Genomic DNA, 12,054 nt, shown 5'->3' on the forward strand with positions numbered 1-12,054 from the left:
GCTGTTTGCGAAAAGGATCATGCGCAGAGGCCCCGCGCTCACCACCTTCCGAAAGGAAGGGCACCTCGCGCGGCGGCAATATCGTCCGCCGTATCAATATCGATGGCCAACCCTTCGCGCCGCACCACGGTGGCATCTGGCAGACGGTGCAGATGCAGCGCCAGACTGTCCGGCCCGAACGCGAAGCCGACGCACGCCGCCGCCCGCATGGCCAGCGCATTGGTGCCTGTGCCATGCCGGTCAGTCGCAATCGCTGCGCCTGCAACTTGCGCCGCCGCGATCAGCGCAGTCACATCGTCGGCACCAAGCAGCGGAAGGTCGGCGTGGACAATCAACACCGGCGCGCCCGCCAGCACAGCGCAGACACGGTCCAGTTCGGCGTTCAGGCCCTCACCGTGGTCCGGCTCCCATACGGTGCCCGGAATGTCGCCCGGTGCAGGTGATAGCACGCGGATCGCGCCGATGGCCGGAACGCCCGCCAGCGTGGCGATCACATGATCCGCCATGCCTTCAGCCAGCGCCGCTTTTTCCGCACTGCCCAAGGCTCCCACCAGACGGGTCTTGCGCTCCGCTGCAGCCTTCAGCGGGACGATGGCGGTCCAGATCACCGGCCTGCAATGCTGGCGGCAAGGTCAAGCGCCACTTGTGCCACCCGCGCCTTGTCATCATCGTCGCACATCAGCGTGTCAGTCCGCGCAATGGTGATGCCAAGCGGCGCATCGTCGCCCTGATCGATCACCAGCCCGTTTATGAAATCGCCATAATGCGCGGCGATGGACGCATTGGCGAGGCGGATGCCCAGTTCATCCATCAGCTTGGCGGTCGGCCCCTTCACCGCTTTGCCCCCGATGATCGGCGATACCGCCACGACTGGCGCTTTGGTGATCGCCAAAGCACTACGAATGCCGGGAACTGCCAGCAGCGGATCGATGCTCAGGAACGGGTTGGACGGCGCCACCAACACTGCATCGGCCCCAGCGATGGCTTCCAATATACCCGGAGCAGGCCGCGCAGCCTCTGCCCCATCGAACCGGATCCGGCTCACGCGCGGAACACAGCGCCGCGCCACGAAATAGTGCTGGAAATCCAACAAGCCCTCGTCCGTCTCAAGCTGCGTTGCCACACGCGTATTCGCCATCGGCAGGATCGTAGCGGCGATGCCAAAACGGACCGCCAGATCGGCCGTAATCGCGTCCAACTGCTCCCCTGCCGCAAGCCGCGCGGTGCGCAACACATGCAGAGCCACGTCGCGGTCACCCAGCTGGAACCAGTCCGGTCCGCCAAGATCGCGCAACGTATCCAGGAAGCTCCAGCTTTCATCCTCGCGGCCCCAGCCCTGTTCGCGGTTGGCCTTGCCCGAGAGCGTATAAAGCAGTGTGTCGATATCGGGCGACACGTGCAGGCCCAGATGACGGAAATCGTCGCCGGTGTTGACGATGGCGGTCACGTTGGCTGCGGGCAAAATGCGCAGCAGCCCCAGCACCACCTTGGCCCCACCCACGCCGCCGGTCAGTACTGTCACTTTCACTGGAACAGATCCTCGGCCAGAGGTCGCGTCAGATCAGACGCAGGGCGCGCCGCACCTGCCACGGTATAGCCACGCACGATCACGGCGGGAATCCCCTCGCCACCCTCACCCATCACCAGCGCTGCCGCGCTTGCCAACAGGTCGGCCACGGCGATCTGCGTCACCTCCAGCCTGCGCCCATCGCGGTCAAGCAGGCCGCGCCGGTCATCGATGGCGGGAAGCCCTGCCGCACCGATGCCGACGGCCACCACGCCCATGCGCCAGGGCCTGCCAAAGCTGTCGGAAATCACCACCGGGCATCCCAGCGCAGCCGAAATCCGCGCTGCCGATGCATCGGGATCGACAGGCAGCAACAGCGCGCGCTCGTCATTCCCCGCACCGATGTTTGATCGATCAATGCCCGCATTGGCCATCACCAGCCCCAGCTTGTGCCGCGTAATCAGCACGTTGGGCACCGCGCGCACCACATCGGTCGATTCTTGCAGGACCAGTTCAACCAGACGCGCATCCTTGCGCGTCACGTCGGCCAGTTTCAGCGCATCGGCCCCCGGCACCACATCTGCCAGAGCAACCGACCGCCCCTCGGCCTTGGACACGATCTTCTGCGTCACGATCAGAACATCGCGCAGGCCAAGCTGCGTGCCCGCGCTTTCCACCGCCCGGCTCAGCGTGGCGATCAGGTCTTCACCCGGACTCACCTCGCCTATGGCGGATAGCGGAATGATCTCGATTGCAGACACTTCGCACGCGTTCCTTAAGAGTCGGATTCCTCCACTCAATCAGCAGGAGGGATCAGTTCTCCTGTGATGCGAATGCCTGCGCCGTCAACCTTGTAGGTCTTGTTCATGAAAATCAGGATCGAGGTCATCGCCTCGGCTGCGGCGGAATTGCACAGTGCCCCTGCATGCAATCCGCGCAGGCCCATCGCATCTGCCAGCGCGACCACTTCGGCGCGTGCGGCCTTGTCATCGCCAAACACCAGCACGTCGCAGCCCACATCGATGTCCTGCGCCAGCTTGTGCGCGGCCACATTGTGAAAGCCCGAAACCATCGTCACGCCTTCGCCCAGCAGGCCCTGTGCGCGGACCGCTGCTGATCCTTCGGCTGGCAATTGCACGCGCATCACCTTGGGCGGCACCAGCGGCACTGTGGTATCGACCACGATCTTGCCCGCCACATGCGGTTTGATGTCGGCCAGCGTTGCTTCCTGTGCCGAAAACGGCACGGTCACGATGATCAGATCGGCCTGCGCCGCCGCATCGGCATTGGCCATGCCGACAAGGCCGTGGCCCAGTTCAGCTGCCTTTTCCTGCGCCGCTTCAGCCTTGCGCGATCCGATCAGGACCGTCCGGCCCGCGCGCGCCAGACGCCAGGCAATCGCCGCGCCCAGATTGCCGGTGCCGCCGATAATGCCAATGACCTGCCCGCTCATGCCGCACCTGCCGCAGCGTGCGCCATGAAGCGCTGCATATCGGCATAGACGCCCGAGTGCGCGGTAAACCCGCCATCGGCCACAATCGAAGCCCCGGTGATATACCGCGACTGGTCAGACGCGAGGAACGCCGCCACTTCTGCAATGTCATCGGGCGAGCCGAGGAACGGCACAAGGTTGTGCTCCTTCATCAGCGCCTGCGCCTCGGGCGGCAGGTTCTCGTCGAGCGCCTCGGTCATCACCAGCCCCACCACGATCACGTTGGCGCGGATATTCTGCTTGCCATATTGCGTGGCGACATAGCGCGAGAGGCCGAGCAGCCCGGCCTTGGTCGTGCCATAGGCCGGATAATCAAGATCGCCTGCCAGCCCTTTGCCGGATCCGGTAAAGATGATCGAGCCTGCGCCTTGCTTGATCATGTGCGGGATCGCGTGCTTGGCCGCCAGCATCGATCCGGTCAGGTTGGTGGCGAATGCCTTGTTCCAGAATTCCACGGTCATATCGGTGATCGCGGCATCTTCAAACATCGCGCCCGTCTGCGCCGCATTGCTGTGCAGAATGTCCAGCTTGCCGAAGGTTTCGACCGTGCGCGCGATGCCCGCTGCAATCGATGCTTCGTCGGTAACGTCCATGCCGATGGCGAGGCCTTGGCTGCCCAGCGCCTCGATTTCGGCGACAACGCCTGCCAGCTTCGATTCAGTGCGCCCGGTGATCGCCACCTTGGCGCCCCGCGCGGCAAACATCTTGGCCGTAGCCCGACCGATGCCGCTGCCGCCGCCCGTGATAATCGCAACCTTGCCCTCAAGCGGACGGCTCAGATCAACCATTGTATTACTCCGTCATCGCCGGATGATTGTCCGGCACCAATTCATAAAGTGTCGTGCGCTGGCGCGCCGGGCGTCCGGCACTGCGCGCCAGTGCGATCATTTCGGCAGGTCCGAATTCCTGCCCGTTGACCCCGCCTGCCGCACGCGTGATCGATTCGTCCATCAGCGTGCCGCCAAGGTCGTTTGCGCCTGCCGCCAACACGGCCGCCGCCGCTTCCGGTCCCAGCTTTACCCACGATACCTGAATGTTGGTCAGCACCGGATGAAGCACGATCCGCGCAATGGCGTGCATCAGCACAGCCTCGCGATAGCTCGGACCGGACCGGGCCAGCCCCTTGCGCCAGATCGGCGCTTCCATATGGACGAACGGCAGCGGCACGAATTCGGTGAACCCGCCGGTTTCCTCCTGCAAGCTGCGCACTTGTGCCAGATGGCGCGCCCAGTGGCGATATTGCTCGACATGGCCGAACATGATCGTCGCCGTGGTGCGCAGTCCCACGCTGTGCGCCGCGCGCATCACTTCAAGCCATTCGTGTGCGGTAACCTTGTCCGGGCACAGGATGTCGCGCACTTCGGGATCAAGGATTTCCGCCGCCGTGCCCGGCAGTGTTGCAAGCCCTGCGCGCTTCAACCGCGTCAGGAAATCTTCCAGCGAAAGCCCCAGCGTCCGTGCGCCGTGCATCACTTCCAGCGGCGAAAACGCGTGGACATGAATGCCGGGCGCAGCCGCTTTCACAGCCGCCACGATATCAAGGTAGGTGTTGCCATCGTAATCAGGATGGATGCCGCCCTGCAGACAAACCTCGGTCGCGCCGCGCTCCACCGCTTCGGCCGCACGGCGTCCTATCTCGGCAAAATCGAGCCGGTAGGCAGGCCCGCGCATCGCCTTGGTGCTGCCTTTGGAAAAGGCGCAGAACCCGCAGCGATAAAGGCAGATGTTGGTATAATTGATGTTGCGGTTGACCGCATATGTCACCGTCTCGCCAACCACTTCTGCGCGCAAGGCATCGGCATGCGCACATACCGCGTCAAAGTCGTCGCCGTCGGCAGTAAACAGCTTGGTTATCGCTGCCTCATCCAGCCGCTCGCCGTCGCTCGCCCGCTCAAGAATGCGCGCAATTGCCGCCGTGGCGGGTGCAGGGGCCAGTTCCGGCACGGCATCGCCGTGGCCGACTGCCCAGTCGCTGTCCTTGGGCAGGCCGCGCCCGTCCACTGCACGCAGCACAGCAGGCGCAATGCGCGGATCGCACCACCGCGTCGCTTGCTGGGCATGGCGCGGGCCGATCGCCAGTCGCTGGCGTAAAGCGCGCCCGGCATCGGCAGTGGCATCGGCCAGCACTTCCAGATGCGGCCACGGCGCTTCGGGGTTGACGTGATCGGGCGTCAGTGGAGACACCCCGCCCCAGTCGTTCACCCCGGCGCGGATCAGATCGCCCAATGCCGACCGGTCATGCAGGTTGGGCGGTGCCTGAATGGTCATTTCCGCACCCAGGATCAACCGCGCCGCCGCAATCGTCCAGACATGGTCTTCCAGCGTCGGCTCTGCGCGGTCGGCCATCTTGGTGCCGGGCTTGGCACGGAAGTTCTGGATGATCACTTCCTGGATGTGGCCATGCTTGTCGTTCAGATCGCGGATCGCCAGCAGCGCCTCGATCCGCTCCAGCCGCGTCTCGCCAATACCGATCAGCAGCCCGGTGGTGAACGGAACCCCGGCCTCGCCCGCCGCCGCAATCGAGGCCAGCCTGCGCGCAGGCTCCTTGTCCGGCGAACCGAAATGCGCCTCACCCTTCGTGCACAGCCGGTCGGATGCCGATTCCAGCATTATCCCCATTGATGCCGAATGCGGGCGCAAGGCCGCATAATCGGCAGCGTCCATCAGTCCGGGATTGAGGTGGGGCAGCAGGCCGGTTTCATCGAACACCAGCGCCGCCACTTCGGCAAGGTAGGACAGCGTCGTCTCATGCCCCAGTGCAGCCAGCGCCTCGCGCGCGGCGGGATAGCGCGTCTCGGGACGGTCCCCCAGCGTGAACAGCGCCTCGCGGCAGCCCAGCGCCGCGCCAGCGCGCGCAATCGCAAGCACTTCATCCCGGCTGAGGTAGGCCGCGCCAGCTTTCGCGGGCGTTTGCGCAAACGTGCAATAATGGCAAACATCGCGGCACAATTTGGTCAGCGGAATGAAGACCTTGCGTGAATAAGTCACGATCGCGCCATGACCCTCAAGCGTCAGCGCCTGCGCCGCGCTGGTCAAGGCGACCAGCGGCGCCGCCTCAAACGCGGCCAGCAATTGCCCTGCTTTGGCGCTTCGATCTTGCCAAATGCCCATCACCGGCCCTCGCGCAGGCAGGGCAGTGGCCGAATTGGCGAACTGCACCAAAGGCTCCACATCCCAAGCACCATGCATTCCGCTCCCGATCCTTTGGCGATTCACGCTACGCAACGTCCGCCTGTGCTCCGGTTTGCAGGAGTGCTCTCGGCTGCAGACCCGCCAAAAGATAGGGAGTGGGCCATAACCCGAAACGCGCCGCGCTGCTTGTCTCAATTGCCAGTAGCGTCAGACCGGTCAACAGCGCCAACGGAATTCCAGCCCTGTGAATCGCCGATCCGGAGATACACAGGGCTGGGATGACCAATCAGAACGAGAACCGGGCAACCACGCCATAAGTGCGCGGATCGCCAACCGCGACGGAGTTGACCGGGAAGCTCTTCAGCAGGACGTCGGGTGCCGCAAAGTAGCGCGCCTTGGTCAGGTTGCGGGCAAAGAACCCGAGATCGAACCCGGTTGATCCGATGTTCTTCCAGTCCAGCCGCATGTTGACCAGATGATAGCCCGGCAACTTCTCGCCATACTGGCCGCCAAAGTCTGCTGTCATGAACAGATCGCCGTTCAGGATCACATCGCCATCTGCCGGATGGAAAGGCAGCGTCCAGCTGGCGCTGGCAGTCCCTGAAAAGGTTGGCGAATACCTGTTCACGTCGTTTGCGGTAAACGAGATGCCGGTCACGGTAGGCAGCGTCAGTTTGTCCACCGTCATGTGCGTGAATGCGCCGTTCAACGAGATCGTCAAGTTGCGGTCGGGGCTGACTGCTGCATCAATTTCCACACCATAGATCGACAGATCAGCCGCATTGACCCCGAACGATCCGTTGGTGGGATTGTCCGGCGCATTCGACGGCACCAGCGCCTGCGCGTTGAGGAACTGGAGGGCGTTCTTGTACTTGCTGTAGAACACGGCAGTGTTGATGTGGCCACGCGCGCCCGAGATGTCGAAGCTCCACTTCTCGCCGATTTCCACGTCGGTCAGCGTTTCCTTGCCGGTCTTCTGGAAGGGCCGCAGATCAACGCACTGGCCGCTGCCGAAGCCGCAGGCAGCGTCGGTCCCGCCGGTGGTGAAGCGCGTTTCGAACAGTGGCGTGTTGATATTGACTCCGCGATAGCCGCGACGAGTGACAGCGTAGAGCAGCAGGTTCTGCGTGGCCTTCCAGTCGATCCCGAACGTCCAGCTTGGTGCCGATCCACGGTTGGAAACAACGCCCACGCCATCAGCCAGCCCCCGCGCTGCAATTTCGCGGCATGCGGCGTCAGACGCATAGGTCGTGCCGATGGCACCGCCACACGCCGACACGCGATCCCAGCTGTAGCGCGCGCCTGCGTTGACCGTAACGCTGTCGGTCAGCTTGTAGGTCACCTGGCCAAATGCAGCGTAGTTGGTGTTGGTGACGTTTGCAGTGACGACCGAGGCCGGTGCGCCGGGGGTCACGAACGCCTCGAAGGTCGAGCCTGATGGACCGTCGGGCGTATCGTGGCTGTAGAACCCGCCGACGATGAAGTTGAACTTGTCGAAGTTGCCAAGAAACTGCACCTCGTCCGTCAGATACTTGCGCTGGATCAGCGCGGCGGCGTGGAACACCGTGAACGGTACATCCACCGGGCTGCCGAACAGCGCGCCCGGAAGCGACGTCGGCCCCAAGGCAGCGGTGTTGATCAACTGGTCGCTGCGGTTCTTGCGGAAGCCGAAGATATTGCGCAGCGTGAAGTCGCCAAACGACGCCGATGTGTCGTTCGAAATGCCAAAATTGCGGCGGTTGGAACGGCCTGAACCCGAACTGTCGGTGAACGCGCCGTAGAAGTTGTCCTGCTGCTGGGCGAGGTAACCGGCGGTCTGCGCATCCAGTGCGCCACCAACAATGCCGCCTGCCACCGGGCCAAGCGATGGCGCGAACAGGTTGGTAAAGCTGAAGTTCTGGCGCAGCAGATAGTAGCCCGAGCCATATTCGCGGGCCTTGAAATAATCGACCACGGTCGTGTTCGTCAGCCAGTCGTTTGGCGTAAACAGCACCGATGCGCGCGCGCTGTCCTGATGGATGTTGTTGAACCCGTCACCACCGTTGATCGAATAGGTCAGCGGATCGGCACGACGGATCTGCCCCGCAACGCGCACGGCCAGCACGTCTGTGATCAGTGGTACGTTGAGCGCGCCCTGCACTTCGCGGTAATCGAAATTGCCATACGTGCCTTGCACATAGCCGCCAAAGTCTGCCTTTGGCGCCTGCGGAGCAATCAGCACGGCACCGCCAAGGGTGTTGCGGCCAAACAGTGTGCCTTGCGGGCCTTTGAGCACCTGAATGTTGCCGATGTCATATGTCGGCACGTTCGAACCCAGCGAGGCCATCGGCACGTTGGCGAAATAGGTGACCACACCCGGCGTCACTTCACCTGTCGGGATCTGGCCGATACCGCGCAGGGTAACGGCGGTGTTGTCCTTGCCACCTTCAGACGAGAACGTCAGGCCCGGTGCGATCGTGCGGATATCGGCAATCGTCTGAATGCTGCTGCGTTCCAGCGCTGCGCTTGAAAACGCCACGACCGAGACCGGCACGTCCTGCAGGCGTTCATCGCGGCGGCGCGCGGTGACGACAATATCGGCGTCAGCAAGCGCGTTGTCGGCCTGCGCGCTGATCGAATCGTCAGTCGTCTGCTCGGCAACGGCCACATCGGTGGCGCGCGCGGTTCCAGCAGCCATTAGCAGGGCGGAAATCGCCGAACCGCAAAGAAGCTGCGTAAATTTGGCACTCATCAAGAATTCTCCCAAAAGCCGCTGCCTGTCCGGCGCGGCACCTTGAACGTCAACGCGATCCACGATCGCTGCTGGCCTGACGCCCGCTACAAAACTGCTGCACCCGCCGCTCCCTACCGAACGACAGGGTTTGAGCGCATTGCTGTGCAGCGCCAATGATTTTCAAAAAAGCGTTGTAAATGTGCAACTTGCAGGTTCACGCGGAATTTCGGCGCACGTCTGCAGTGGGCACAGCCAGCTGTTCTCCGGATGGAGATTGTGAAAAGCGTATTGAGCGTCGGCTTCCGCCGGGCAGGGATCAGCCTGCAGTTATGCCGCTGTCAGCGGTGTAGCACGCACCGTGGACCGAGCGCGCGCGGTCAGAAGCAAGGAACATCAGCGGCTCCACAATGTCCTCCGGCTGCGCAGGCGGGCGCAACCCGATATAGCGCGCGATCAGGCTTTGATCGGCGTCTTGCGGAAATTCCAGCGTGGTGACCATTTCCGTCAGCATCCCGCCGGGCGCAAGCGCGTTGATCCGCACCGGCGAATGCATCATTTCCATCGCCAAAGACTTGGTGAGGCTCAGCAGCGCCGCCTTGGTCGCGCCATAGGGGGCGGTGTAGGCCTGGCCAAGGAAGGCCGCGGTGGACACCACGTTGACGATGTTGCCCTTGGTTTCCACCAGATGCGGCATCGCGGCCTGCATCAGGAAAAACGGCGCGGTAACATTGGCGGCAAACAGCTTGGCCCAGTCTTCGGTGGTGACATTGGCCAATGCGTGAAAGCGCAGGATGCCCGCGATGTTGCACAGCACATCCAGTTTGCCGAATGTCTCAACGGCAATTTCAACGGCGCGCGCGCAATTGGCAGGATCGCCAAGATCGGCGGCAAACACCGCGCTTTGTCCGCCCGTGTCGGCAATCCGCTGCGCTGTTTCGGCCAGCCCCTGCGCGTTGACGTCGGCCAGACAAACCTTTGCACCTTCTGCCGCAAAGCGCAGGCTGGCAGCGCGGCCAAGTCCGGATGCAGCGCCCGTCACCAGCACCACTTTGCCTTCGAATTCATGTCCAGTCATATCAGTTGCCCTTTGCCGGAGCGCCGACCACAGGCGTGATCGCTTCATAAAGGTGCGTCGCCATGCCTTCCATCGAGAAGGCCTCGCTCATGTGCATGGTGCCGGTTTCGACCAGCGACGTGAGGTGGGCCAGTGTCTCGTCCGGCGTGTCGGTCTGCATCGTATAGATCGCCATGTACTTCTGCTGTGGCGCGCCTTCGGCCTCGCTGTCGGTCAAGCGAAATCGCTGGGCGGATATAAAGCCAGGCACGGCGACAACGTCTGCCAGATGGCGATTGCTGTACCAGTCGTTGTATTCGTCCTCGCGCCCCGCAACCGGATTGCTGTGCACGACATAGGCAAATTGCGGCATGTGATTATCCCCAGACAAGCGGCAGTTTGACCGGTTGGATCATGCCGAGATGATATTCGACTGTGTGCCCCGCCTCGATGCGGAACGACGGAATCCGCTTTACGAATTCCTCGATCGCGATGCGCATTTCACGGCGCGCCAGATGCATGCCAACGCACATATGCGGACCGAACCCGAACGATACGTGGCGCGGGTTGCGGTCGAAGCGGACCACATCAGGTTCGGGAAACTCTTCGGGATCGCGGCCCGCCAGCGTGGTCGACATGGCAATCTTGTCGCCCGGCATCATCGTCACGCCGCCGATTTCGGTTTCCTTCGTACACGTGCGGAAAGTGGTGACGGCGGCATAAGCGCGCATCATTTCGTCAATGGCGTGCTGAATGCGCTGCGGATTATCCTTCAGGAACTGCTGATCGGCGGGATTGCGCGCCAGGTGGAGGAACTGCAGACCCATGTTGGTCGACACGGTATCCAGCCCGCCGATAAACAGGTTGAAGGCAAAGCCGACCAGTTCATCATCGTTCAGCTTCTGGCCTGCAACCTCGACGCCCAGCGCATAGCTGATGATGTCGGTGCCGGGATTCCTGCGCCGCTCTCCAATCTGGTCGCGCAGAAATGCCACAACGTTGCGCGTGGCGTCGGCCATCTTGGCCATGTCCATTTCGTGCAGCAACCCGGTTTCCCATTCAAGGAATTGCGCGGTATTGCTCAGCGGGAAGTCCATCAGTTCAAGGAACACCTTGATCGGGAACTCGAACGCGAAATCGGCCATGAATTCGCACGATCCGCCCTCCCGGAAGGATTCGATGTAATCCACCGCATAGCTGCGGATGCGGCCCTCCAGCTTGGCCATCGCAGACGGCGTGAACAGCGGGTTGATGAAGGCGCGGTACTTGCCATGCTGCGGCGGATCGAACTCCACCGGAAGGTTGGTCCAGGTATCACCGACCATCTTGGAATAGGGCGAGAAGTCCTTGCTCGAGAACGTCTCGGTATCCATGTAGATCTTGCGCAGATCCGCCATGCGGCGGACGATCCATGCCGGGGTAAAACCGGGATAGGCATGCGGGGCATAGAAGATCGCCGGACCTTCATGGACGGCAGGTGCCCAATCGCCGAACGGATCGGCCTGCGTGCTCGTGCCGAACATATAGGGAAACGGGCGAACAAGGTCTGCCGGAACGTGGGCCGGAATCACCGGGTCGGGTAGCTGGAAATTCATGGCATTGCTCTCCGCGTGCAGGGCCGGGAGTGCTGCCTGCACAAGCCGAGCATCGCGCTCCGCTTTAAACGGCATGAACTTCCGGCTTCCATTAGTTTGAAATATCGGACAGCATGAAACACAACAAGTAGGATCAATTTTCGTAGGTTAGTATTATGAATGTGCCTATTGAGCAAAACCGGCCAATTCTGAAGAATCAGGAAGTAAAGCCCGAGGACTACGCCGAACTGCGGCGGGCGCTCACGCTCATATCCGGCAAGTGGAAGCTTGAGATCCTGTGGCTGCTCTATCACCGCGCCCACCGCTTTGGAGAACTGCTGCGGACGATTGGCGGGGTCACCCAGCACATGCTGACCCGGCAGTTGCGCGAACTCGAAGCCGATGGGTTGGTGACGCGCACCGTGTTTGCCGAAGTGCCGCCGCGTGTGGAATATGCGATGACCGACGCCACGATCGCGCTTGAACCCGCCATCTGGGCGCTGATGAACTGGTCGCGCGAATTCGGCAGGCCCGCTCGCGCCAGTATGGCAGCCGATAGCTAGACCGCGTGTTCTGCCCAGC

General features: G+C 62.5%; 11 protein-coding genes. 1 reads left to right on the forward strand and 10 read right to left on the reverse strand.

Features of this window, described 5'->3' with window-relative positions; genetic code table 11:
• Positions 1–38: 38 nt before the first annotated feature.
• The 10 genes from cofC to Q8R81_RS00195 all read right to left on the reverse strand — a co-directional run bounded on the left by cofC (position 39) and on the right by Q8R81_RS00195 (position 11,493).
• The gene (gene cofC, locus Q8R81_RS00150; RefSeq protein WP_305614975.1) at positions 39–608 is read right to left on the reverse strand and encodes a 2-phospho-L-lactate guanylyltransferase; all 570 of its coding nucleotides are present in this window, start codon (positions 606–608) and stop codon (positions 39–41) included.
• Entirely contained in the window at positions 605–1,528 is a 924-nt protein-coding gene (gene cofD / locus Q8R81_RS00155; protein ID WP_305614977.1) for a 2-phospho-L-lactate transferase, read from the reverse strand. The genes cofC and cofD overlap by 4 nt, the downstream gene beginning before the upstream one ends.
• Positions 1,525–2,268, reverse strand: a complete 744-nt coding sequence (cofE, locus tag Q8R81_RS00160) for a coenzyme F420-0:L-glutamate ligase (protein ID WP_305614979.1) — start codon at positions 2,266–2,268, stop codon at positions 1,525–1,527. The genes cofD and cofE overlap by 4 nt, the downstream gene beginning before the upstream one ends.
• A 35-nt stretch (positions 2,269–2,303) precedes the next feature.
• Entirely contained in the window at positions 2,304–2,960 is a 657-nt protein-coding gene (gene npdG / locus Q8R81_RS00165; RefSeq protein ID WP_305614981.1) for an NADPH-dependent F420 reductase, read from the reverse strand.
• Positions 2,957–3,787, reverse strand: coding sequence for an SDR family NAD(P)-dependent oxidoreductase (locus Q8R81_RS00170; protein WP_305614983.1), 831 nt, complete (start codon positions 3,785–3,787; stop codon positions 2,957–2,959). The genes npdG and Q8R81_RS00170 overlap by 4 nt, the downstream gene beginning before the upstream one ends.
• Positions 3,788–3,791: 4 nt before the next feature.
• Positions 3,792–6,110, reverse strand: coding sequence for a 5-amino-6-(D-ribitylamino)uracil--L-tyrosine 4-hydroxyphenyl transferase CofH (gene cofH / locus Q8R81_RS00175; protein WP_305615077.1), 2,319 nt, complete (start codon positions 6,108–6,110; stop codon positions 3,792–3,794).
• Between the two features lie 307 nt (positions 6,111–6,417).
• On the reverse strand, positions 6,418–8,862 hold the full coding sequence (locus Q8R81_RS00180) for a TonB-dependent receptor (protein ID WP_305614985.1): 2,445 nt from the start codon (positions 8,860–8,862) through the stop codon (positions 6,418–6,420).
• A gap of 298 nt (positions 8,863–9,160) precedes the next feature.
• Positions 9,161–9,919 carry an SDR family NAD(P)-dependent oxidoreductase gene (locus Q8R81_RS00185; RefSeq protein WP_305614987.1) on the reverse strand — a complete coding sequence of 253 codons (759 nt, stop codon included), beginning with the start codon at positions 9,917–9,919 and terminating at the stop codon, positions 9,161–9,163.
• Position 9,920: 1 nt separating this feature from the next.
• A complete protein-coding gene (locus tag Q8R81_RS00190) occupies positions 9,921–10,271 on the reverse strand; it encodes a DUF4286 family protein (RefSeq protein WP_305614989.1) in 351 nt (116 codons plus the stop codon).
• A gap of 4 nt (positions 10,272–10,275) precedes the next feature.
• On the reverse strand, positions 10,276–11,493 hold the full coding sequence (locus tag Q8R81_RS00195) for a cytochrome P450 (RefSeq protein WP_305614991.1): 1,218 nt from the start codon (positions 11,491–11,493) through the stop codon (positions 10,276–10,278).
• Positions 11,494–11,648: 155 nt separating this feature from the next.
• On the opposite strand from Q8R81_RS00195, the gene Q8R81_RS00200 reads away from it, so the two are divergent.
• On the forward strand, positions 11,649–12,035 hold the full coding sequence (locus Q8R81_RS00200; protein ID WP_305614993.1) for a helix-turn-helix domain-containing protein: 387 nt from the start codon (positions 11,649–11,651) through the stop codon (positions 12,033–12,035).
• The last annotated feature ends 19 nt before the right edge of the window (positions 12,036–12,054 follow it).

This window comes from Novosphingobium sp. (assembly GCF_030696665.1).
GTDB lineage: Bacteria > Pseudomonadota > Alphaproteobacteria > Sphingomonadales > Sphingomonadaceae > Novosphingobium.